Here is a 22,197-nt window from a genome sequence, read left to right on the forward strand (position 1 = left end):
CACGACGTGCACCAGGTGATGGACGACATGCACAGCGCCGACATCGATTTCATCACCATGGGGCAATACCTGCAGCCAACGCCGAAGCACGCCAAGGTTGAGGAATTCGTCACGCCAAAGCAGTTCGCCGCCTATGGCGCGATTGCGCGCGCGAAAGGCTTCCTCCAGGTGGCGGCAAGCCCGCTGACCCGCTCAAGCTATCACGCTGGTGACGATTTTGCGCAAATGCGTGCGGCGCGCGAAGTGAAGCTGGCCAAGCAGGCGGGGTAATGCCGGGAATTCGGGAAACGCGCTTCCTACCATATACTTGTGACCAGATGTTCGACCTGGTCGCAGATGTGGCGAGTTACCCCAAGTTTCTCCCTTGGGTCGTTGCCACGCGCATTCGATCGGATAGCGACAGCGAGATGGTTGCCGACATGCTGGTTGGCTTCAAGGCGATCCGGGAAAAGTTCACATCGCGGGTCGAAAAGCAACGCCCTGCCCATATTGAGGTGTTCTACGTCGACGGCCCTCTGCGGGATCTCGACAATGACTGGCACTTTACGCCTGCCGAAGGTGGCTGCGAGGTCGAGTTTTCGGTGGACTTCACTTTCCGTAATGCAGTGTTCGAGGCGCTGGCAGGCCAGTATTTCGACCGCGCCTTTCGCAAGATGGTCAGTGCGTTCGAAATGCGTGCCAACGAACTTTACGGCAGCAACAACTCCAGCGCGCAAAGCGTTGCCTGACGGCGCACTTCGGCGCGCGAGATGGGCTCGAAGTGCTTCAGCTCGCCCTCTGGTTCGCCTTCCTTGCCCCTGACAACTCGGGCGAAAACCACAGTTCCAACGGGCTTGAGGTCGGATCCACCGCCGGGCCCTGCCACGCCGCTGATGGCAACGGCGACATCTGCGCTGGAGTGTTCCAGCGCCCCCTTGGCCATGGCCCATGCGCATGCAATTGAAACAGCGCCAAAGGTCTCGATGATGTCGAGCGGTACGTCGAGGCTCTCCATCTTCGATTCGTTCGAATAGGTCACGAAACCACGGTCCAGCACTGCCGAGGAACCGGCGATCTCGGTGATCGCCGCAGCCACCAGACCACCGGTGCAGCTTTCTGCCAATGCTACTTTGCGTCCAGCAGCCGCATTTTGCTCTACGACTTGCAGCGCGAGCTTTTCGATATCCTTGGGCAATAGCGACTGCCGAGACATGCAACCTCCGTCAGATCCGAACGAGCGTAACGATGGCTTGCGCCGCAATTCCCTCGCCGCGGCCAGTGAATCCCAGCCGCTCGGTCGTGGTCGCCTTCACGCTTACAGCGCCCGTGTCAACGCTGAGCAGCTCTGCGATGCGCGTACGCATTGCCGGGCGGTGCGGACCGATTTTCGGTTCCTCGCAGATGATGGTGAGGTCGACATTGGCAATGGTGTAAGCGTTTTCGCACACGAGATCAGCAGCATGAACCAGGAACCTGTCGCTGCTCGCACCCTTCCATTGCGGATCTGAGGGAGGGAAATGGGTCCCGATGTCGCCGTCACCGATGGCACCAAGTATCGCGTCGGTGAGCGCATGGAGCGCAACATCTGCGTCGCTGTGACCGATGAGGCCCTTGTCGTGGTGGATCTTGACGCCACCTAGCCAAAGCTCTTCCCCGGCGCCCAAGCGATGCACGTCAAAGCCCATCCCGGTTCGAACCGCGGGCAATGCAGCCATGAAATCCTCCGCAAATGTCAGCTTGGCCAGAATTTCGTCACCATCGACGAGGGCAACCCTGCCGCCGGCAGCTCGCAGAACCTGCGCATCGTCGCCCGCGTTGGATTGCCCATGCCATTCGCGATGCGCCGCGAGGATATCGGTAAAACGGAAGGCCTGCGGGGTTTGCACACGTCTCAGTTCTTCTCGGGTCGCCGTACCAGCCATCTCGCCATTCTCAGCGATGGCCAGGCTGTCGACGACAGGAAGGACGGGTATGGCACCGGGATGGGATTCGAGAGCGTCAAGCAATCGCTCGATGACCGGGAGTAGGAGGTTGGGCCGTGCCGCATCGTGGATAAGAACCCGCTCGGCATGCCCTATCCGCTCAAGGGCCGCAGCAACCGATTGCTGGCGTGTTTCGCCTCCGCTGACGAGTTCGAAACCGTCGAGGCCTGCCAACGCGACATTCGCCTGCTCCTCGCCATTTTCTGGGATGGCAATGACCAGTGGCGCCGCCCCGGCCTCCAGCAACGCTTCCGCAGAATGCCTCAGCACCGGCTTGCCGCGCCACAGAGCGAATTGCTTTGGCAGTGGCTGACCGGCGCGCAGACCCTTGCCCGCGGCGACGATAACCGCGGCGAAAGGGGGTAGGGGGGCGCGAGGTGCCGACATTCAGCTCCGCGCGCTAGCGACTTGCCGTAATTGCCGCAACGCACTATGTGCCTGCCCAATTATTAGGCACACTTCCAAGATGAGCGCAATCCCTCTCCCTCCGGTCCAGCCGAAGCCGATCCAAGTCGGCCCGGTGACCATCGATACACCGGTGATCCTGGCCCCGATGACGGGCGTGACCGATCTGCCGTTCCGGCGGCTCGTGCGGCGCTATGGCTCAGGCCTCAACGTAACCGAGATGATCGCGAGTGAAGCTGCGATCCGGGAAACACGCGTTAGCATCCAGAAGGCAGAGTGGGACCCGATCGAGGAGCCGGTGTCGATGCAACTGGTTGGTTGCGATCCTTCGAGCATGGCCGAGGCGGCTAAGCTGCAGGAAGGTAACGGCGCCGCGATCATCGACATCAATTTTGGCTGTCCTGTCCGCAAGGTCGTCGGCCAGTTTGCCGGGTCGGCCTTGATGCGGGAAGTACCGCTAGCCGTTAAGCTGATGGAAGCGACGGTGAAGGCGGTTGATGTACCGGTGACGGTGAAGATGCGCATGGGTTGGGATCACGATAGCCTGAATGCGCCCGAACTTGCGCGAATTGCCGAGGATATCGGGGTCAGGATGATCACGGTGCACGGCCGTACGCGAAACCAGATGTACCGAGGTGAGGCGGATTGGGCCTTTGTGCGGAAGGTCAAGGATGCGGTGGCTATCCCGGTAATTGTGAACGGCGATATCCGCGGGATCGAGGACGCGGCGCGGGCACTCGAACAATCGGGTGCCGACGGCGTGATGATCGGGCGCGGTGCCTATGGCAAGCCATGGCTGTTGGGCCAGATAATGCATTGGTGGCGCACCGGCGAAGCACTTCATGAACCGGATATCGATGAGCAATACGCTGTACTGGTTGAGCACTACAAGGCGATGCTGGATCATTACACGCCACCCGTTGGGGTAAAGATCGCTCGCAAGCACCTGGGTTGGTATACAAAGGGCCTGCGGGGATCAGCCGATTTTCGGAATCATGTAAACTTCATATCTGATCCATCTGAAGTTCTTGATGAACTTGATCGATTTTATGAGCCGCTGCTGCGGCGCCAGGCTGCGTGAGCGAAGCGCCGATACCACCCGGGCCAGCTGCTCAGATCGCTGGTTTGATCTTTGCGGTAGTGCTCATCGATGATGAGGGGCGTATTGCCGAAGCCAACGCTGCCGCTGAAGAGATGTTGGGCCGCAGCGCGCAAAGACTGGTCGGAACTCGATTGCTCGAAGTGTTGTCGATCGAAGAAGAGCGGGTGCGCGACAACCTGATCACGGTCGATACGCAGTTGATTGCTCGCGGGATCCTCGTTGGAACCGTTCAGCGCGACCGGATCGTTAATCTTACCAGCTCACCGCTGCCGAGCCATCCAGGGTGGCGGGTGGTGACCCTTTCGGACGTTGGGCAGGCTGAAGTGCGCGATGACGACGAGGAGCGGGTCGAACTTCGGGCCCCGGCCGTCCTTGCGCATGAAATCAAGAATCCGCTTTCCGCTATCCGTGGAGCCAGCCAGTTGCTGGCCCGGCGTGTGGATGCGCGCGACAAACCACTGGCAAAGATGATTTCGGCAGAAGTGGATCGGATTGCGCAGCTGATTGATCGAATGCAGCAGCTCGGCAGCAAACCGATCGTCGTAAGCGGACCGTGCAATCTGCACGAGGCCATTCGAAACGCAATGGCCACGGTTCGGGCCGGACGGGGCGAGGGTTGTGAGCTCGTCGAGGAGTTCGACCCCTCGCTCCCACCAGTGGCTGCCGATGCTGGTGCGCTCGAGCAAGTGCTCATCAATCTGATCGCCAATGCTTGTGATGCCAGCGCCGGGCTCGATCATCCGCGCGTGACGGTAAGGACGCGCTTTGTCAGCGGACTGGTGTTCAGCGCGATACGGCTTGGAAAGGCCACGCGCCTTCCAATCGAAATAACGGTGACCGATGCAGGTCCAGGCATCGACCCTGCACTTCGTGACCACGTGTTTGAGCCCTTCGTCTCAAGCAAGCCACACGGACAAGGACTTGGCCTGGCGTTGGTCCGGAAACTCCTGCGCGACATGGGCGGGCGCATTGCCCATGAGCGTGACGAGCGAGCCGGCCTTACCCATTTCCGTATCAACCTGCCGGTGGCGGGGTAGGGGATAAAGATGACGCATTCGGTCCTGCTGGTCGAAGACGACAAGGGTATTGCCACGGTTATAACCGAGGCACTCCGCGAGGAAGGATTTGACGTCACGGCGTGCGAGAGCATTGCACGACGCGACGCCTTGCTGGCGGATGGCTGCTTCGACGTCATGCTGACTGACGTCATCCTCGAAGATGGCGACGGGTTGGCGTCGATCGACACGGTGCGCGCGTACGCGCCGGATATGCCGGTGATCGTGCTGTCGGCGCAGAACACGCTTGATACTGCAGTACGTGCGAGTGACAGCCACGCCTTCGAATATTTCCCCAAACCGTTCGATCTCGACGAGCTTACCCAAGCGGTGCGGCAGGCGGTGGCCAACCGCCCCAGTGTTTCGAATGGGAATGAGAGTGACGAAGGCGCACTGCCGCTGATCGGCCGAAGCCCGGCCATGCAGGGTGTCTATCGGATGATCACTCGCGTGTTGCGGAATGATCTGACGGTTCTGGTTACGGGCGAAAGCGGCACGGGCAAGGAACTGGTTGCCGAGGCGATCCATGAACTTGGCGCGCGCAAGTCGGGCCCCTTCATTGCCGTCAACATGGCGGCAATTCCGCATGATCTGCTTGAGAGCGAGTTGTTCGGCCATGAACGCGGGGCGTTCACCGGGGCCGTCAGTCAACAGATCGGCAAGTTCGAACAGGCAAATGGAGGCACGCTGTTTCTCGATGAGATCGGGGACATGCCGGCAGAGGCGCAGACCCGGTTGCTCAGGGCGCTCCAGTCGGGGCGGATCCGAAGGGTGGGGGGGCGCCAGGAGATCGGAGTCGATGTGCGCATCATTGCCGCAACCAATCGAGACTTGGTTCCGATGATCGCCGACGGCCGCTTTCGCGAAGACCTTTATTACCGGCTAAACGTTGTTCCGATCCATCTGCCGCCGTTGCGAGAGAGGCGCGAGGATATCGCCGCTCTGGTTCGTCATTTTCTTGTCCAAGCGGCCACGGAGGGCCTGCCTAGGCGACAGGTTGGCGAAGACGCGATTGCCTTGCTTGCGGCACGCCAATGGCCTGGCAACGTGCGCGAGTTGCGCAATGTGGTCTTTCGCCTGGCCTTGCTTGCCCGGGACGAGGTCATCGATGTCACTACCGTCCAGGACTGTGTGCCTGCAGAAGCTGACGGCAATACGGCTTCCATTCGTGACGGTTTCGAGAGTGCATTGACCGACTGGCTTTCTGTTCACGGGCCGGCACGAGGCACGCTGTACCACGCAGCATTGGCGTCATTCGAGAAGCCTCTCTTCGAACATGCCTTGCGCGAGACCGATGGAAACCAGCTGCGCGCGGCCCAATTGCTGGGGATCAATCGCAACACTTTGCGCAAACGCCTGAGTGAGCTGGGGATCACCCCGGATTCCTTCACGAAGCGGCGATAAAAGCGCGCTTCGTCGCATTTGCACTTGCAGGATTGCAACACGGCTGTTGTAAGACGGCCACGATGGCGAGTCAGGCGCGTCCCCAGTCCCGATCGACCCCGCGCTGGTGGCGCAGGTTCGTCGTGGCGTCGCGTCGGGCCAACCTTTTCGGATATCTCGAGGTCTTCTTTGGCGTCGCATTTCTGGTGATGGTTGCCAGCACCTGGGCGGCATTCACCACGGCGCCGCCCAATGGGCAGCTGCTGCCTAGTCGGCAGGTGGCAGGCCTGCTGATCGGGACGCTGATCCCAGCGATGGCCCTGCTGGTCCTGGCGGGGCGTCGCCTCGCCTTGCGTCGCGCCGCAGGGAGCACGGCTAGGCTCCATGTCCGCCTGGTGTTCTTCTTTTCCATGATCGCGGCTGTGCCGACCTTGCTTGTTGCCGGGTTCGCGGCCTTCCTGTTCCAGTCCGGTGTTGATTTCTGGTTCTCGGACAATTCCCGCGGGCTGATGGAGAATGCCAACAGGCTGGCGGAAAACTATTACGAAGAGAACCAGCTCGATCTCGGTAACGAAACCATATCCATGGCGATGGATATGCGGGCGATCCTCGAGCGGGTTCGCGTTACCGATCCCAATTTCGCCCTGGTCTACCAATACCAGGCGGAACCGCGCGATGTCATCGAGAGCGCGATCCTCCAGGCACTGCCCGATGGATCCATGCGCACCGCTGTCGTCTATGGCATTTCGGAAGACAGCGATCCGAAGCCTTTTGCTGAAAGCACTCTGCCAAGGCTCACAAAGGGCGAGCAGGTAGTGGTTCGGGGCAGTCCAGAGCGCATTGAGGCAGTCGCACCGATCGATCGCGATACCGGGATATACCTTTACACGGCTCGTAACGCAGAGGCTGCAAGCTTTCGCAGTTGGGAGAATGCACGCTCGATCTCGACGGCCTATGATGAGCTGACTAAACGCGCCCGCGCGCTTCAGCTGCGCTTCAATCTTGCCTTGTTCTTCGTCAGCCTGGGTCTGGTGGGTGTGGCCGTATGGTTTGCCTTGCGCTTTGCCGATCGACAGGTTGAGCCGCTAACTGATCTTGTTGCGGCTGCGCGCGAAGTGGGGGCTGGCAATTTCGCTCTGCGGGTGGAAGGGCGAACGGGCGCCGATGAGATCGGCCTGCTCAACCGCGCTTTCAATCGGATGACGTCGCAGATCGAGCGTCAGACCGATGCCCTTGTTTCGGCCAATGCCGAGCTGGAGGAACGGCGGAGCTTCATCGAGGCCGTTCTCGAATCCGTTAGCGCGGGGATCATTTCGATCGACAGTGATCGCAACGTCCTGCTGATGAATGCGCCGGCACAGGCGATGCTGATGGATGACGCCACCGCACAGCCACAACCGACGACCCTCTACGAACTTGCCCCTCAGATCGCTGTCATGGTCGAAGCCAACCTGACCCATGGTGTGGTCAGCCATTCGCGGCGCGGCGAGCTCCTGACGCTTGCGGTCAAGCTTAGTCCCGAAGCTGAAGGGCACGTGATTACGTTCGAGGATATTACGCGCCAGCTGCTCGATCAGCGCCAGGCTGCGTGGTCGGACGTTGCCCGGCGGATCGCGCACGAGATCAAGAATCCACTCACGCCGATCCAGCTTGCGACCGAAAGGCTTCGGCGTCGCTATCGCAAGCAGATCGAGCAGGATGGAGAGCTTTTCGACGAGTTGACCAGCACGATTATCCGGCAGGTCGGCGATCTGCGGAAGATGGTCGATGAGTTTTCTAGCTTCGCACGCCTGCCCAAACCCGTATTCCGACCGGAAGATGCGCTCGACCTCGTGAGGCAATCGCTCTTCCTGCAGGAGGTGGGACATCCGCATGTCAATTACAGCCTGCGTTGCGCCAACGATGGGCCCATCAGGATCCAGTGCGACAGGCACCAGTTCGGCCAGGCAATCACCAACATCCTCAAGAACGCCTTTGAAGCGATCGAGGCAAAGGCGCAGAACGCCGAACCCGATTATCGCGGGAAGATCGCCGTTACGGTGACCGAAAGTGAGAACTCGCTGACAATCGCGATCGAAGACAACGGCATCGGTTTGCCGCAGGACCGCGAGCGGATTCTCGAACCTTACGTGACGACGCGAGAGAAGGGCACCGGGCTCGGTCTGGCCATCGTCAACAAGATCGTCGAGGAACACGGAGGGGAAATGAACTTCTCCTCTGTCGAAAGCGGCGGCACGCGCGTCACTATGCGTTTTGCCCGGGATCCCCTTCCCGCATCGGGGGAGGGGCATTGATACAACATGACAGAAGGTAGCAGGCAATGGCTCTCGACATCCTGATCGTCGACGATGAACGCGATATTCGCGAGCTCGTGGCCGGTGTCCTCAGCGATGAAGGTTATGAATGCCGCACAGCCGGTGACAGCACCAACGCGCTCAAGGAAGTCGATGCGCGCAGGCCTTCCCTGGTCCTGCTTGATGTGTGGCTTCACGGAAGCCCGATGGACGGGCTTGAGGTATTGGACGCGATCAAACTGCGCGAGCCGGACCTTCCGGTCATCGTCTTCTCTGGTCATGGGAATATCGATACCGCAGTGAGCGCGGTGAGCCGTGGCGCGGTGGACTTCATCGAAAAGCCGTTCGAGGCCGAGCGGCTGTTGCACCTCGTCGGCCGCGCGACGGAGACGGAGCGACTGCGGCGTGAGAATAGCCGTTTGCGCGAGGGAATGGCTCAGGGCGGAGAGTTCCAGGGTAACTCGGCCGCTATCAATGCTGTCCGGGCGACGCTCAAGCGCGTCGCCAGCACCGGTAGTCGAGTATTGATCAGCGGACCGGCCGGAACCGGCAAGGAGGTTGCCGCTCGTTTGCTGCACAGCTGGAGTCCGCGTGCCGACAAGACCTTCGTGATCGTCAATTCGGCAAGGATCACGCCCGAACGCTTCGAGGAAGAACTGTTCGGTGAGGAAGCCGAGGGCAAGCTGGTTCGCCCGGGCCTCCTTGAAATGGCGGATGGTGGCACACTCTATCTGGACGAGGTGGCGGATATGCCGCTGTCCACCCAGGCGCGCATCCTTCGGGTGCTCACAGAGCAAAGCTTTGTGCGCGTGGGCGGTTCGCGGCAGATTGGAGTGGACGTCCGCGTGGTGTCTTCGACGGCTCGCGACCTGCAGAAGGAAATGGAAGAGAAGCGCTTCCGCGAAGACCTGTTCTATCGCCTGAATGTGGTTCCGGTCGAGGTTCCCTCCCTGGCCGAGCGGCGTGACGATATTCCGGCATTGGCGGAAACATTCTTCACCCACTACGCAGCCGAGCAAGGCATTCGTCCCCCCACTATCAGCGAAGAAGCGATGGCCGCGCTTCAGGCCTATGATTGGCCGGGCAATGTGCGTCAGCTGCGCAATGTGGTGGAACGTACAATCATTCTGACACCACGCGATCAGCTCGAAGAGATCGAAGCTTCGATGCTTCCGGAAGAGGTGCTGGGGGGCAAGCTGGGAGGTAACAGCGGGGTTGCTGCATTGATGGGGGCGCCGCTCAGGGAAGCACGCGAGAATTTTGAACGCGAATATCTGGCGATCCAGATCCGGCGCTTTTCGGGCAATATTTCGAAAACCGCGTCCTTCATCGGGATGGAACGTTCGGCACTGCACCGCAAACTGAAGCTGCTGGGAATGGCCGACAAAAAGCCTGGCGAACGCAAGGGCTGATTTCGCTCAAATCCTTACTGCTTCGACGAAAAGCAATACAATCATTGCGGAAATTGGGCGACATCGCCTAAATAAGTTGTGCGTGGCGTCCTGCCGCGTGCTTGCGGGTGCGGTGGGCACCCAGATGCGGATGACCCTTTCCGCCAAGAATATGGAGAGACAGCAATGTCCGAACGTACGCTATCTGCCCGTCCACGGCCGGCAAAGCCCGCGAGTGGGGACGGCGGAGGCCAGCGGCAAGGAAATCTGCAGGACGCGTTCCTGAACTTGCTTCGTAAGAACAAGACCCCGGTAACGATGTTCCTGGTCAAGGGCGTGAAGCTGCAGGGCATAGTTACCTGGTTTGACAATTTCTCGATCCTGTTGCGGCGGGACGGCCAATCGCAGCTTGTTTACAAGCACGCGATCAGCACGATCATGCCCGCGCAACCCGTCGATGCATCGCAGTTTGCAAGCCAGAATTCGAACGCCAAGCAGCGCTTGCTCCAGGACGTGTTCCTGACCCGCGTTCGCCAGGCCGAGGCACAGGTGACGATGTTCCTCGTCAATGGCGTGATGTTGCAAGGCAAGATCGCGGCTTACGACCTTTTCTGCATGCTGCTCGAACGTGACGGCTACGTACAGCTGGCTTACAAGCATGCCGTGTCCACGATTCAGCCGACCACGCCGGTCGACCTGACCGAGGATTGGGAAGAGAGCGACAGCTGAGTTTCGACGATGATTTGATGGGCGAAGTTTCGCGCGGTGCGCGGGCCCTCGTCGTGTGTCCCGATATCCGCGGGGTCGCGTACGACCTCGATGCGGAGTCGCGCCTGGCAGAGGCCGAGGGGCTGGCACTCGCAATAGGGACTGTGGTGGCAGACAGCTTCGTTCTGCCAGTGCGTCAGGTCCGTCCAAACCTGTTGTTCGGGGCGGGGCAGGTCGAGAATATTCGTATCGCCTGCGAACAGAACGAAGCCGAACTCGTTGTCGTGGACGGTGCGCTGAGCCCGATCCAACAACGCAACCTCGAGGAAAAGCTTGGACGCAAGGTCATCGATCGCACGGGGCTGATCCTGGAGATTTTCGGCGAGCGTGCGGCCACTGCTGAGGGGCGCCTTCAGGTCGAGCTTGCTCACTTGGACTATCAGCAAAGCCGCCTGGTTCGCAGCTGGACTCACCTCGAACGTCAGCGCGGCGGTTTTGGCTTTTTAGGCGGGCCGGGCGAAACCCAGATCGAAGCAGACCGCCGGATGATCCGGCAGCGCATGGCTCGGTTGAGCAAGGAATTGGAGCAGGTTCGCAAGACCCGCGGCCTTCATCGCGAACGGCGGGAGCGGGCGCCATGGCCGGTGATCGCGCTCGTCGGCTACACGAATGCCGGAAAGTCCACCCTTTTCAACCGATTGACTGGTGCAGAGGTGATGGCGGAGGACCTGCTGTTCGCTACCCTCGATCCGACAATGCGAGCCATCGCCCTGCCTGGGGTCGAAAAGGCGATCCTGTCGGACACGGTTGGATTCATTTCCGACCTTCCAACGCAGCTGGTTGCGGCGTTTCGTGCCACATTGGAAGAAGTGACCGCTGCCGACGTGATCTGCCATGTTCGCGATGTCTCCAACCCGTCGAGCGATGCGCAGAAAAAGCAGGTCTTGCAGGTGCTGGCGGATCTTGGGGTGGTTGATGCCCAGGGTGAGACGACCACAATTCCGATCGTCGAGGCGTGGAACAAGTTTGACCTGCTTGGAGCCGAAGATCGAGCCGAGTTAATGCAGGTTGCTGCGTCGGATGATGACATCGTTCCGATCTCCGCCTTGACGGGGGAGGGTGTCGATCGCCTTCTGGCCCGCCTTGAAAGCCTTCTGACCTCCGCTGCGCGGACCTACGAGCTGGAACTGGCAGCGGGAGACGGACGCAGGCTGGCCTGGCTCCACCAGCACGGGAATGTCCTTGCCGATGAGGCGAAGGGCGAGACGGGCAAACGGCGTCTCGTCGTCAAGCTTTCGGAGAAGGACTTCGGTCGCTACCAGAGCCTCTAGGAGCAGCGACGCTGGTGGGCCGGAGTGCGATTGACCATGGTTGAGAGATACCCGTCAGCTATCGAACTGGTCGAGGTTGGTCCTCGTGATGGCCTGCAGAATGAAAAGCGCCTGCTTTCACCTGCAGACAAGCTCATCCTGATTGAACGCGCCATTGGTGCCGGATCACGCCGCATCGAAGTAACCAGTTTCGTGAATCCGCGGGCAGTACCGCAAATGGCCGATGCGGAAGAGGTGTGCGCTGGCCTGCCTCGGCGAGCGGACGTCACCTATATCGGTCTGGTTATGAATGGCCGCGGAGCCGATCGCGCGATCGCCACCGGTCGGATCGACCAGCTAGGCGCGGTCGCGACGGCCACCGATCGGTTCGGTATGGCCAATCAAGGTCAAACCAGCCAGGACTCGGTCCAGATCTCCCGCGATATCATCGATCAGGCGAGGGCCGCAGGCCTCACCGGACAGGCGACGATAGCTGTAGCATTCGGTTGCCCGTTCGAGGGCGAAGTCAGCCATGACTACGTTGTCGAGATTGCCTCGAGGCTTTGCGAAGCGGGGCCGGTCGAATTGGCGCTGGCCGACACGATTGGCGTGGCGGACCCGGCGCATGTCGAACAACTTGTGGCACGCGTGCGCGAGGCTATCGCGCCGATCCCTGTCCGGGTGCATTTCCATAATACGCGAGGGACCGGCCTTGCCAATGTCTGGGCCGCAATTGGCGCGGGTGCGAGCGTAGTCGATGCATCGATTGGTGGTTTGGGCGGCTGCCCGTTTGCCCCTGCAGCAACCGGCAACGTTGCAACCGAGGATGTCGTCTACATGCTCCAGCGGGCAGGTATTGAGACCGGGCTGAATCTAGAGGCGCTAATAGACGCCAATCTTTGGCTTGGAACGCAGATGGAAAAGCAGCTGCCATCAATGGTGGCCAAGGCCGGGCTGTTTCCCGCAAAGGACCATTCCTTGGCAGGTGCACGGAAATGATCACCTCCGGCTCAGGGGCCTTGGCGGGCCTTCGCGTCATCGAGTTGGGTCAGCTGATTGCAGGGCCCTTTTGCGGCCAATTGTTGGGCGACATGGGGGCGGACGTAATCAAGGTGGAGCCTCCCGGGGCTGGTGATCCGATGCGCAAGTGGGGGCAGGGTGCCGAGAAGGTTCAGTGGGAGGTTATTGCGCGAAACAAGCGCTCGGTAACCTGCAATCTTCGTGTCCCGGAGGGCCAGGAGCTTGTACGGCGCCTGATCATGACTGCCGACGTAGTCGTCGAGAACTTCAAGCCCGGTACGCTGGAGAAATGGGGTCTTTCTCCCGATGATCTGCTGGATGCGAAACCGTCACTGATCGTCGTGCGCATGTCGGGATATGGGCAGGATGGCCCGTATTCGCAGCGCGCGGGCTTTGGCGGCATCGGCGAGGCAATGGGGGGCTGGCGTTATATCGTGGGCGATCCGGACCGCCCGCCGGCGAGGATGGGCATATCTATCGGCGATACGCTGTGCGCAACCTATGGAACGATGGGCGTGCTGGCGGCGTTGCATCACCGGGGGCGGACGGGTGAGGGGCAGGTGATCGATGCGGCCCTCTACGAAGCAGTGCTTCAGGTGATGGAGGGTCTGGTTCCCGAATACGACCACAACGGCTACATTCGCGAACGCTCGGGCTCGATCTTACCAGGTATCGCCCCATCCAACGTCTATGCCTGCAAGGATGGCCCCTTCATGATCGGGGCGAACAAGGACGGGATCTTTGTCCGACTGGCAGAGGCAATGGGGCAACCCGAACTGGCCAAAGATCCTCGCTATATGACGCATCTTGCGCGGGGTGAGCACCAGGCGGAGCTCGATGAACGGATCAATGCGTGGACATCGACCTTGACGATGGACGAAGTGGAACAGGCCATGGTCGACCATTCGATCCCTGCGGGCAGGGTCTATACGGCGAAGGATATGGTGGCAGACCCACATTTTCGGGTGCGCGAGGCGATTGTTGAAGTAGAGACGCAGTCCCGCGGACCGATCAGAATGCAGAACGCGTTTCCCAGGCTGTCAAAGACTCCGTCGGGTATCCGGCGGCCAGCCCCCGCAGTGCCGGGGCAGGACAATTTCGAGGTCTACGGTTCGATCCTGGGCATCGGGGAAGAGGAACTCACCAGGCTCGAGGCTCAAGGTGTCGTCTGAATCTCAGCTCGTTTGCGCTCTTCTGCTTTCACTCGCTGCCAGTAGACCTCCTGCTCATCCAATGAGAGCGAGGCGAAATCCTGTCCGTCAGCGCGAGAAAAGTCTTCCATCTGCTTGAAACGACGTTCGAATTTTGCATTCGATGCACGGAGAGCCTGTTCGGCATCCACTCCGAAGCGGCTGACGATGTTAACTGCTACGAAGAGGATATCACCGGCCTCAAGCAGGCGTTCCTCTTCGGTTGCTGCCGCCTCGAGTTCGGATATCTCCTCGCGAAGCTTCTCTATCGGGCCTTTGACATCGTGCCATTCAAATCCGACACGAGCCGCCCGCTTCTGCAATTTATGTGATCGCAAGAGCGCAGGCAGGGCGAGGGCAACTCCGTCCATGGCGCTGGTGGATCCGGCGGCCATACGCTCGGCTGCCTTGAGATCTTCCCACCGGCCTTCTTCCATTATGCCGCCTTCGCTTCCGAAGATGTGCGGGTGGCGTGCTTCCATCTTGTCCGAGATGTCCTGAGCGACATCTTCGAAGCGGAAATGACCTTGTTCCTCCGCCATGCGTGAATGAAAGACGACCTGAAACAGCAGATCGCCGAGTTCACCGCGGAGATCACGCATGTCACCGCGCGAGATCGCATCAGCGACTTCGTAGGCTTCTTCGATCGTATAGGGCGCAATCGTTTCGAAGTTCTGGGCTGTGTCCCATTCACAGCCGTGATGTGGGTCACGCAATCGCGCCATGATATGCAACAAACGGTTCAGCTGTTCGGACATGAGACGCGCATAGCTGGGGCCGCCGTTTCACGGAAGGGTCGGTCGTTCGCTCTCCACTTAGGGCTGAGAACCGCACGGATGATAATACATATTATGTTAAATGTAGGATTCCGTGCCGAGAGGAAGTTACCCCCTCTAGCGGACCAGATCGATGAACAGGATCACAATGGCGAAGATGCCCGCCCAAGCGCCAGCCATGTACAGCGTCCGTCGCCAACCCACATTGAAGCTCCTGAAGCCCAGTATATTGAGTATCAGGAATCCCATCAACGAAATCAGCGAGACGATCTGCACTTCGTTCAAGCGATCAACTCCAACCCATCGAACCCTACGACAACGTTTCTAGGAACTTCATCGCACAAGCTACGATAGTCCATGCTCTTGTCCATATGGGTTAGCACGGTCCGGCGCGCCCGGGTCCTGCTCGCAAGGTCCAACGCCATGTCCAAATGTGCATGCGTCGGATGGGGTCGACGGCGTAGGCAATCGACCACCAGCACGTCGGTGTCGCTGAAGCAATCGACCATATCGGATGTGATCTCGCTGAAATCGGTTGCGTAGACGATCGCCTTGCCATCTGCTTCGAAGCGAAAACCCGTGCTTGTGACTGGTCCATGTGGCATTTCGACATAATCGAAGGAGAAGCCGCTAACTAACCGTACTTCATCAACTTCTTTCAAATGCATTAGGGTCGGATAACCGTGCTGTCCCTCGAAAACATAATCGAATCGCTTCCGCAGGCGCGCGCATGTTATCTTGCTCGCAAAGCCCGGTAGCGGGTTGCTTCGGTCATAGCGCATCACCCGCAGGTCATCGATGCCGTGGCAATGATCGGCATGGTCATGGGTCCAGAACACAGCATCGACCTTGCCGATTTCGTTTGCCAGAAGCTGCGCCCGCAGGTCTGTCGATGTGTCGACCAAAATACGCTGTCCGGCGTCGTTCTCCACGACGATCGAAACGCGCGTGCGCCGATTGCGCGGCTCTTCGGGATCGCAATCACCCCAATCGTTACCGATCCGCGGCACCCCGGTCGACGTGCCTGATCCGAGCATCAGCAGCTTCACGCCACCGCCTTGCTGAACAAACGGAAGAAATTCTGCGTCGTATACGCCGCGAGTTGGTCCAGCGGCTCATCCCTGAGTTTGGCAATGAATGAGGCGGTATCGCGAACGTAGCCAGGCTCACAGCTCTTGCCGCGATGTGGCACGGGAGCAAGGAACGGACTGTCGGTTTCGACCAACAGGCGATCTTGCGGAATGCTCTTCGCGACGGCCTGCAAATCCTTGGCGTTCTTGAAGGTAACAATGCCGGAAATCGATATCGAAAGCCCCAGATCGAGGACTTTGCTCCCGAATTCGGCCGACGCCGTGAAACAGTGGATCAAGGCCGGGAAGCTCCCCCTTCCCATTTCTTCCGCAAGGATCGCCAGCGTGTCGCTTTCCGCATCGCGCGTGTGGATGATTACCGGCAGGCCGGTTTCACGGGCAACGTCGATATGCATCCGAAAGAGGCGTTGCTGGGCGTTGCGGTCCGAGTGGTCGTAGTAATAATCCAGCCCGGTCTCGCCAATGCCGATAACTTTGGGGTCGCGGGTCGCCTCGAGCAGTTCGTCACGCGTCAGGTCGAGGTGCTGATCGGCATTGTGCGGGTGAATGCCCACACTGGCATAGACGTCGCGGTTCATCCGTGCCGTGCCGACCACCTGACCCCATTCCGATCGCTTGGTGGAAATATTCAGGAAGGCCTGGACCCCCGCCCCACGTGCGCGTTCGAGCACTCCCGCCTGATCGTCGACCAGGCCCTCATACTCGAGGTGGCAGTGGCTATCGACGAACATCAATCCGCCTCGGTCGGAGCTTCGAGACGTGGGAAAACCGGAGTGGGCGCCGCAATAACATGGGCTTGCGCAACGAGTGCGTCGTACCAATCCGTGTCGCCAAGAACGGCGTAGTTGCGTGATCCTTCCGGCACGCCGAGCATGTCGAGCACTGCAGCTGCCTTGGTCGGTACGACTGGCTGGATGGCGATCGCCAGATCGCGAATGGCGATGAACAAGGTTTGCAGGACAGCTTTCATCCGCTCGGGATCGGTTTTCTTCAGCGCCCATGGTGCCTGTTCGTCGACATATTGGTTGCAGGCAAAGACTGCGCGCATCCAAGCCTCGATCCCCGCGCTAAAATTCAGCTTTTCGAATTCGTTGGGCAGCTCTGTGTGGCAAGCGGCAACAACCTTTGACAGCAGCTCTTCGTCAGCCGGCGCGCGCACAAAGGGCTCGAGCCGCCCGTCCATGTTCTTAGAGATCATAGACAGGGTGCGCTGGGCCAAATTGCCGAAGCTGTTGGCGAGTTCGGCATTGCAGCGCGTCACGATCGCCTCTGCCGAATAGCTCCCGTCCTGACCAAAGGCGATTTCCCGCATGAAGAAATAGCGCAGATTGTCGACGCCATACTGCTCCGCCAGTTCAAGCGGATCCACCACGTTGCCGGCGCTCTTGCTCATCTTGCCGCCATCGCGTGCCAGCAGGAAGCCGTGGCTGAACACCTGTTTGGGCAGCGGCAGACCCGCGCTCATCAGGAAGGCGGGCCAATATACAGTGTGAAACCGCGTTATGTCCTTGCCGATCATGTGGATGTTGGCCGGCCAATACCGCTGGAACATTTCCCCACTGGCATCGGGGAAACCGACGCCGGTCAGATAGGTCGTCAGCGCGTCGACCCAGACATACATCACGTGACCTTCGCTTTCAGGCACCGGAACGCCCCAGTTAAAACTGGTCCGCGATACGCTGAGATCCTTCAATCCGCCTTCAACGAAGCGCATCACTTCATTTCGGCGACTCTCGGGCCGAATGAAATCCGGATTGTCTCGATAGAGCGCGAGCAGCCTGTCCTGGTAGGCGGAAAGACGGAAGAACCAGGTTTCTTCGGCGGTCCATTCCACCGGGGTGCCCTGCGGTGATAGCTTTGCACCGCCCTCGCCTTCCACCAGCTCGCTCTCGTCGTAGAAGGCTTCGTCGCGGATGGAGTACCAGCCCTCATAGCGATCGAGGTAGAGATCGCCGGCCGCCTGCATGCGCTTCCACAATTCGACACTAGCCGCCTTGTGGCGATCCTCGCTCGTGCGAACGAACTCGTCATATGAGAGGTTAAGGCGGTCCGCCATATCACGGAAATGGCCCGACATTTCGTCGGCGAGATCGATCGTCGCGCGACCTTGGTTGCGCGCGGTCTGATCCATTTTCAGCCCGTGCTCATCGGTGCCCGTAACGAAACGCACGTCGCGCCCGCGCAATCGCTGGAAGCGTGCCATGACATCGGTTGCGATCCCCTCATAGGCGTGCCCGATGTGCGGACGACCGTTGGGGTAGTTGATCGCGGTGGTAATGTAGAAACTGTCAGCCATCGGCCCGCTCGCTAGCCTTGGCAGCGTTCGCGAGCAAGGTACCGATTTCCATGGCAAGCAATCCAGCGTCGAAGTTGTAGGTCGGCTGCTCGCCGGTCAGGCGCACCAATTCGGCATGGGCGTCTATAATCGCGCGGGGATCCGCCTGGCTTCCGTCCAGTCGCTCGGCCAATGCCGCGCGGGCGAGATCGAGCACCGCTTGCAATCTCTCTCGGTCGGGACGGGCGCCGATGGCTCCCGCCAACCTGCCCCTCAAGGTAAAATCCCCGTCACCGCCGGTCAGGACTTGTCGCATGATCTGGGCCACGTCACCCAACTCGAGTTCGACGAAATCGCGCGCGGCGCCCGGTGATCCGGCTGCGGCAGCGATGGCAGCGGTGCGCGTCTCGGCGCTCGCCTGCGGTGCCAGCTGGATCAAGAGGTTGTCCATCTCTCCATCCGATACCGTCGGGAAGCGTAGGACTCGGCAACGTGAACGAATGGTAGGCAACAGTCGTGCGGGACTGTGCGCAACCAGCAAGAAGAACGTGCCGGCGGGAGGTTCTTCGAGGCTCTTGAGGAGGGCGTTGGCCGCGTTGCGCTCGAGATCATCTGCTGGGTCGATGATTATCGCGCGGCGATTGCCGGCCGTCGGGCGCGTAGTCAGCCGATGCTGCATCGTGCGCACCTGGGCGATGCGAATGCTCCGGGCCAGTTCATAGGGCTTGCCGTCGGCCCGCTTGCGCTCTTCCTTCTCGTCCTTGGGGCCGTGTGTCAGCACGAGGATGTCTGGGTGGTGTTCCTGCCCTGCTTCCGCCCCCACCAGTGCGCGAGCGGCGGCCAGCGCGAAGCTGGCCTTGCCCACTCCCCTTCGCCCAGCAAGCAGCCAGGCATGGTGCATGCGCGAGCCAGCCATAGCTTCATGCCATTCGCGCCACGCCTCGCCGTGTCCGATCAATGTCACGACGATTCCAACAACGGCGCTACCGCCTGCATTACCCGGGCTTGGACCTCGTCAATTTCTCCGGCACCATCGACGACCTGGAACCGCTTCGGATCGGCCTTTGCGAAAGCCAGGAAGGCAGCGTTTACCGATGCATGATACTCGTTGGCGCGTCGTCCGATGGCGTCCGACCCCGCTGCATCGCGGATGGCCAACCGATTGGAGACGTCCTGAAGCGGCGCGTCGATCACGATCGTCAGGTCGGGCAGCAGCCCGTGGCTGCCCAGATCGTGCAGGGCGAGAATGTGCTTGTCGCCCAGCCCGCCTGCGATTCCCTGATAGGCACGACTTGAGTCGATGAACCTGTCACACACCACCCAGTTGCCGCTTTCCAGTTCCGGGCGAATTCGCCGCGCGACATGGTCGGATCGAGCGGCGGCGAAGAGCAGCGCCTCGGCCTCCCGATCCCAGCCTTCCCCTGGTGGGTGCAACAACAACGCTCGGATCGCTTCGGACCCAGGCGTACCGCCCGGTTCGCGAGTGAGGTCAACCGGGATACCTTTTGCTTTGAGGGCATCCGCAAGCAATTTCGCCTGCGTCGACTTGCCCATGCCCTCACCTCCTTCGAGGGTGATGAAGCGCCCGCGACTCATATGAACCACCCCCGGAAACCGTTGGCCAGGCGTTGCACGACATTCGCTTTGGCAACATCGCGGTCGGCCACCAACGGAAGTCGGGCCTGCGGCATTCCATCAACCTCCACGATCAACTCGGCGACCTCTTCGCCGGACCGGATCGGGGCCTGAAGCGGCCCTTCATAGCGAACCGAGATCGCTACCTTGGGCCGCTTGCCATGCGGCACGGAGACACGAATAGGCCCCCTTCCGCGCAACCCCACGCTTGACCGCGCACCATCCTGCACACGGACTTCCGTAACCACATCACCTTGCGCAAACAGCGGCCGGCTATCGAAGGACGAGAAGCCCCACTCCAGGAAAGCTTTCGCTGCCTTGTTCCTCCCGCGCCCCGTGGGACTGCCAGCAACCACCATGATCAGGCGCTGGCCGTTCCGTTCAGCTGATCCCAGAAAGCCGTAACCCGCCTGGTTTGTGAACCCGGTCTTGATGCCATCTGCCCCCGGGACCACTCCAGATATGGGATCGTGGTTCCTTTGTGTGATCTCGTTGTAGCGGAATGTCTTCGCACCCACGAAATGACGATACTTCGTTGGGTGTCGAGAGATCATGGCTTGCGCCAGCAAGGCGAGGTCGTGAGCACTTGTGAATGTGCGCCCTTCGTCCATCCAGCCGTTGGGTGTCCCGTAGTGGGTATCGCGCATTCCCAGTTCGCGCGCCTTGGCGTTCATCGCCAAGATCCAGTCTTGCACTGATCCTGCAGCACCTTCCGCGAGAACGACGGCGCCGTCATTTGCGGACACCGTGGTGATGCCGTGCAAAAGGTTGTCTGCGCTAACCTTGGCATCCTGTGGCAGGAACATCGTCGATCCGACCGAATGCCATGCGGCGAAGGTCGCGGGCCTTACGCCAAAGATCTGCTGCGGGAGCAGGCGCCCTTCTTCCATCCACTCAAAGGCAAGGAAAGTCGTCATCACCTTGGTTATGGAGGCGGGCATGAAGCGACGGTCTTCTTCGCGAGCGAACAAGACCTGCCCGCTTGAGGCGTCGTAAAGATAGGCAATGGGTGCATCTTCGGCGCTTGGAATTGCCGGTGCGATCGCCGGCCGTGCCCCAAGCGGCACGGGCGTACTAACCACAGCAATGCCGATCAGCGAAATGATAGTCTTGCGCAAGTCTGCTCCCACGCCGGGCGCAGCGCCGGCTTGTCAGTCTAGGGTCTTGATAAGCCCCTCGCTATAACCTTGAGCTCGCAGGTTGGCGAGCGCTTCGGTAGTCTGTCCACGGCTTGAAAACGACCCGCTCAGCACTTCGAGGCTTGGCAAGTAGCAGGGAATACGTCGTAATATATCCCACTATACCTATGATGTTATTGCACAACCTCATCCGCCAAAAGCCCTACGCTCATCGCGTAATAGTTCGAGCAGTTATATTCCAGGATCACGCGGTAGTTCGAAGTGAGCAACCACGCCCTCGTGCCGGGCCCGTCGGGCTGGAACAGCGTTACGAGGGTATCGGGATCGATTGCCCGTTGCGGCTGAACACCAAGCGATCGCCATTCTGCCACGGTCTTGTAGACGCTGTGGCGCTCGTGAACCCGCTCGCAAACAGGTGCCTGGATTTTTGTGCGGTAGGAAGCGATATCGAAGCCCGACGGTACGGCTGCCGCAACGCCCCAGGGCTGCCCTGTGCGCCAACCGGCATCGCGAAAATAATTGGCGATTGACGCTAACGCATCGGCCCCGTTGTTCATGATATCGGCACGGCCGTCACCGTCGCCATCTGCGGCAAGGCGGAGATATACCGATGGCAGGAATTGCGGATTGCCGAAAGCACCGGCCCAACTGCCCTTTAAGTCCCCGCGTGGGTAACCCTTGTCGGCCACCTTGAGCAGGTCGACGAACTCGGCCGCAAAGAGATCGCGTCGGCGCCCCTCCCAAGCCAGGGTTGCGAGAGCCTGTGACAAATCGAAGCCACCCTTGACCGAGCCATAGGCTGTCTCATGGCCCCAGATCGCGACAAGAATCTCGCCAGGGACGCCATACTCGCGCTCGATGGCCGCAAGCCGGCCTTGATAGTTGGCGAAAGCCCGTCGCCCACCTGCGATCCGTGCGGAATCGACGTGTGTGGCGATGTAAGGCGCAACCAGGGGATAACCGCTGCGTGTCGGCGTGCCCGGCTGCGAACGGTCGAGTTCGATCACGCGATAGTTGGGTGAAAGACCCTCGGTCATTCGCCGGATCGTAGCTTCCGATACTCCTTCGGCGCGGGCCCTGGCGATTAACAATTGCAGGTATGCGTCGAAGGAAAGGCCTTCTTGCGCAACAGCAGGACCTGAGGAAAGCACAAGGGCACAGGAAGCGAGAGTGGTAAGCAGGCGACGCGCAATCATGGCGTGATTGTCGCAGACCGCAGGTGAATGGCAAGTGTCACGTGTCGCAGGGAAAATTCATTTCGGCGACGGAGAGGCGTGACAAGTGCCGCAACGGGCGCTAGCCGGACCGAGCTGCGGACAGGTGGCAGAGCGGTTGAATGCAGCGGTCTTGAAAACCGCCGTGGGTGCAAGCCCACCGTGGGTTCGAATCCCACCCTGTCCGCCAGGCCCTAATTCCCACAACTCGCGAAGAATGTAGAAAAACCTAGTGATTCGCTAGGTTT

The 22,197-nt window shown here is 60.2% G+C and carries 21 protein-coding genes, 1 tRNA gene and 1 pseudogene; 12 read left to right on the top strand and 11 right to left on the bottom strand.

The window, feature by feature from the left end; all coding sequences use genetic code 11:
- Both AAFM29_RS11935 and AAFM29_RS11940 read left to right on the top strand, forming a co-directional pair.
- Positions 1–270, top strand: a pseudogene (locus AAFM29_RS11935) (lipoyl synthase); the annotation flags it as partial.
- A complete protein-coding gene (locus tag AAFM29_RS11940; protein WP_341713025.1) occupies positions 270–728 on the top strand; it encodes a type II toxin-antitoxin system RatA family toxin in 459 nt (152 codons plus the stop codon). The pseudogene AAFM29_RS11935 and the gene AAFM29_RS11940, both read left to right, overlap by 1 nt.
- Here the strand turns inward: AAFM29_RS11940 and AAFM29_RS11945 are convergent.
- Together AAFM29_RS11945 and AAFM29_RS11950 are read right to left on the bottom strand one after the other, a co-directional pair.
- Positions 689–1,192 (bottom strand): CinA family protein, encoded by a 504-nt coding sequence (locus tag AAFM29_RS11945; protein WP_341713026.1) that lies wholly within the window; start codon positions 1,190–1,192, stop codon positions 689–691. The genes AAFM29_RS11940 and AAFM29_RS11945 overlap by 40 nt on opposite strands.
- 10 nt (positions 1,193–1,202) lie before the next feature.
- Complete coding sequence (locus AAFM29_RS11950; protein WP_341713027.1) at positions 1,203–2,348, bottom strand: bifunctional 2-C-methyl-D-erythritol 4-phosphate cytidylyltransferase/2-C-methyl-D-erythritol 2,4-cyclodiphosphate synthase; 1,146 nt, start codon at positions 2,346–2,348, stop codon at positions 1,203–1,205.
- Positions 2,349–2,427: 79 nt separating this feature from the next.
- Between AAFM29_RS11950 and dusB the strand changes: the two genes are divergently transcribed.
- From dusB to AAFM29_RS11995, 9 genes are all read left to right on the top strand, one after another.
- Positions 2,428–3,447, top strand: coding sequence for a tRNA dihydrouridine synthase DusB (gene dusB / locus AAFM29_RS11955; RefSeq protein ID WP_341713028.1), 1,020 nt, complete (start codon positions 2,428–2,430; stop codon positions 3,445–3,447).
- Positions 3,444–4,505 (top strand): ATP-binding protein, encoded by a 1,062-nt coding sequence (locus AAFM29_RS11960; RefSeq protein WP_341713029.1) that lies wholly within the window; start codon positions 3,444–3,446, stop codon positions 4,503–4,505. Before dusB ends, AAFM29_RS11960 begins: the two co-directional genes overlap by 4 nt.
- Before the next feature lie 9 nt (positions 4,506–4,514).
- Positions 4,515–5,927 carry a nitrogen regulation protein NR(I) gene (gene ntrC / locus AAFM29_RS11965; RefSeq protein WP_341713030.1) on the top strand — a complete coding sequence of 471 codons (1,413 nt, stop codon included), beginning with the start codon at positions 4,515–4,517 and terminating at the stop codon, positions 5,925–5,927.
- Between the two features lie 62 nt (positions 5,928–5,989).
- Positions 5,990–8,200 (top strand): ATP-binding protein, encoded by a 2,211-nt coding sequence (locus tag AAFM29_RS11970; protein WP_341713031.1) that lies wholly within the window; start codon positions 5,990–5,992, stop codon positions 8,198–8,200.
- Between the two features lie 26 nt (positions 8,201–8,226).
- A complete protein-coding gene (locus AAFM29_RS11975; RefSeq protein ID WP_341713032.1) occupies positions 8,227–9,612 on the top strand; it encodes a sigma-54 dependent transcriptional regulator in 1,386 nt (461 codons plus the stop codon).
- A gap of 165 nt (positions 9,613–9,777) precedes the next feature.
- Positions 9,778–10,320 (top strand): RNA chaperone Hfq, encoded by a 543-nt coding sequence (gene hfq, locus AAFM29_RS11980; RefSeq protein WP_341713033.1) that lies wholly within the window; start codon positions 9,778–9,780, stop codon positions 10,318–10,320.
- A 17-nt stretch (positions 10,321–10,337) separates the two neighbouring features.
- Complete coding sequence (hflX, locus tag AAFM29_RS11985) at positions 10,338–11,630, top strand: GTPase HflX (RefSeq protein WP_341713034.1); 1,293 nt, start codon at positions 10,338–10,340, stop codon at positions 11,628–11,630.
- A gap of 36 nt (positions 11,631–11,666) precedes the next feature.
- Positions 11,667–12,608: a hydroxymethylglutaryl-CoA lyase gene (locus AAFM29_RS11990; protein WP_341713035.1), complete on the top strand. Its 942-nt coding sequence runs from the start codon at positions 11,667–11,669 to the stop codon at positions 12,606–12,608.
- Positions 12,605–13,801: a CoA transferase gene (locus AAFM29_RS11995; protein WP_341713036.1), complete on the top strand. Its 1,197-nt coding sequence runs from the start codon at positions 12,605–12,607 to the stop codon at positions 13,799–13,801. The genes AAFM29_RS11990 and AAFM29_RS11995 overlap by 4 nt, the downstream gene beginning before the upstream one ends.
- Here AAFM29_RS11995 and mazG read toward each other — a convergent pair.
- The 9 genes from mazG to AAFM29_RS12040 all read right to left on the bottom strand — a co-directional run bounded on the left by mazG (position 13,786) and on the right by AAFM29_RS12040 (position 21,931).
- Positions 13,786–14,577 carry a nucleoside triphosphate pyrophosphohydrolase gene (mazG, locus tag AAFM29_RS12000; protein ID WP_341713037.1) on the bottom strand — a complete coding sequence of 264 codons (792 nt, stop codon included), beginning with the start codon at positions 14,575–14,577 and terminating at the stop codon, positions 13,786–13,788. The genes AAFM29_RS11995 and mazG overlap by 16 nt on opposite strands.
- Positions 14,578–14,712: 135 nt before the next feature.
- On the bottom strand, positions 14,713–14,880 hold the full coding sequence (locus AAFM29_RS12005; RefSeq protein ID WP_341713038.1) for a hypothetical protein: 168 nt from the start codon (positions 14,878–14,880) through the stop codon (positions 14,713–14,715).
- Positions 14,877–15,644, bottom strand: coding sequence for an MBL fold metallo-hydrolase (locus AAFM29_RS12010; protein WP_341713039.1), 768 nt, complete (start codon positions 15,642–15,644; stop codon positions 14,877–14,879). The genes AAFM29_RS12005 and AAFM29_RS12010 overlap by 4 nt, the downstream gene beginning before the upstream one ends.
- Positions 15,641–16,417 carry a TatD family hydrolase gene (locus AAFM29_RS12015; protein WP_341713040.1) on the bottom strand — a complete coding sequence of 259 codons (777 nt, stop codon included), beginning with the start codon at positions 16,415–16,417 and terminating at the stop codon, positions 15,641–15,643. Before AAFM29_RS12015 ends, AAFM29_RS12010 begins: the two co-directional genes overlap by 4 nt.
- Positions 16,417–17,982: a methionine--tRNA ligase gene (gene metG, locus AAFM29_RS12020; protein WP_341713041.1), complete on the bottom strand. Its 1,566-nt coding sequence runs from the start codon at positions 17,980–17,982 to the stop codon at positions 16,417–16,419. The genes AAFM29_RS12015 and metG overlap by 1 nt, the downstream gene beginning before the upstream one ends.
- A complete protein-coding gene (locus AAFM29_RS12025) occupies positions 17,975–18,925 on the bottom strand; it encodes a DNA polymerase III subunit delta' (protein WP_341713042.1) in 951 nt (316 codons plus the stop codon). The genes metG and AAFM29_RS12025 overlap by 8 nt, the downstream gene beginning before the upstream one ends.
- Positions 18,922–19,557 (bottom strand): dTMP kinase, encoded by a 636-nt coding sequence (gene tmk, locus AAFM29_RS12030; protein WP_341713043.1) that lies wholly within the window; start codon positions 19,555–19,557, stop codon positions 18,922–18,924. The genes AAFM29_RS12025 and tmk overlap by 4 nt, the downstream gene beginning before the upstream one ends.
- The gene (locus AAFM29_RS12035; RefSeq protein ID WP_341713044.1) at positions 19,554–20,714 is read right to left on the bottom strand and encodes a D-alanyl-D-alanine carboxypeptidase family protein; all 1,161 of its coding nucleotides are present in this window, start codon (positions 20,712–20,714) and stop codon (positions 19,554–19,556) included. The genes tmk and AAFM29_RS12035 overlap by 4 nt, the downstream gene beginning before the upstream one ends.
- 194 nt (positions 20,715–20,908) lie before the next feature.
- On the bottom strand, positions 20,909–21,931 hold the full coding sequence (locus AAFM29_RS12040) for a lytic murein transglycosylase (protein ID WP_341713045.1): 1,023 nt from the start codon (positions 21,929–21,931) through the stop codon (positions 20,909–20,911).
- Positions 21,932–22,049: 118 nt separating this feature from the next.
- On the opposite strand from AAFM29_RS12040, the gene AAFM29_RS12045 reads away from it, so the two are divergent.
- Positions 22,050–22,139 (top strand) — tRNA-Ser (locus tag AAFM29_RS12045).
- The last annotated feature ends 58 nt before the right edge of the window (positions 22,140–22,197 follow it).

Origin of the sequence: Erythrobacter sp., from assembly GCF_038133525.1 — a bacterium.
Classification (GTDB): Bacteria; Pseudomonadota; Alphaproteobacteria; order Sphingomonadales; family Sphingomonadaceae; genus Qipengyuania.

Coding starts and splice junctions, on each gene's coding strand:
- AAFM29_RS11940 (WP_341713025.1), top strand. CDS start 270: ATGCCGGGAATTCGGGAAACGCGCTTCCTACCATATACTTGTGACCAG.
- AAFM29_RS11945 (WP_341713026.1), bottom strand. CDS start 1,192: ATGTCTCGGCAGTCGCTATTGCCCAAGGATATCGAAAAGCTCGCGCTG.
- AAFM29_RS11950 (WP_341713027.1), bottom strand. CDS start 2,348: ATGTCGGCACCTCGCGCCCCCCTACCCCCTTTCGCCGCGGTTATCGTC.
- dusB (WP_341713028.1), top strand. CDS start 2,428: ATGAGCGCAATCCCTCTCCCTCCGGTCCAGCCGAAGCCGATCCAAGTC.
- ntrC (WP_341713030.1), top strand. CDS start 4,515: ATGACGCATTCGGTCCTGCTGGTCGAAGACGACAAGGGTATTGCCACG.
- AAFM29_RS11970 (WP_341713031.1), top strand. CDS start 5,990: ATGGCGAGTCAGGCGCGTCCCCAGTCCCGATCGACCCCGCGCTGGTGG.
- AAFM29_RS11975 (WP_341713032.1), top strand. CDS start 8,227: ATGGCTCTCGACATCCTGATCGTCGACGATGAACGCGATATTCGCGAG.
- hfq (WP_341713033.1), top strand. CDS start 9,778: ATGTCCGAACGTACGCTATCTGCCCGTCCACGGCCGGCAAAGCCCGCG.
- hflX (WP_341713034.1), top strand. CDS start 10,338: ATGGGCGAAGTTTCGCGCGGTGCGCGGGCCCTCGTCGTGTGTCCCGAT.
- AAFM29_RS11990 (WP_341713035.1), top strand. CDS start 11,667: ATGGTTGAGAGATACCCGTCAGCTATCGAACTGGTCGAGGTTGGTCCT.
- AAFM29_RS11995 (WP_341713036.1), top strand. CDS start 12,605: ATGATCACCTCCGGCTCAGGGGCCTTGGCGGGCCTTCGCGTCATCGAG.
- mazG (WP_341713037.1), bottom strand. CDS start 14,577: ATGTCCGAACAGCTGAACCGTTTGTTGCATATCATGGCGCGATTGCGT.
- AAFM29_RS12015 (WP_341713040.1), bottom strand. CDS start 16,417: ATGTTCGTCGATAGCCACTGCCACCTCGAGTATGAGGGCCTGGTCGAC.
- metG (WP_341713041.1), bottom strand. CDS start 17,982: ATGGCTGACAGTTTCTACATTACCACCGCGATCAACTACCCCAACGGT.
- tmk (WP_341713043.1), bottom strand. CDS start 19,557: ATGAGTCGCGGGCGCTTCATCACCCTCGAAGGAGGTGAGGGCATGGGC.
- AAFM29_RS12040 (WP_341713045.1), bottom strand. CDS start 21,931: ATGATTGCGCGTCGCCTGCTTACCACTCTCGCTTCCTGTGCCCTTGTG.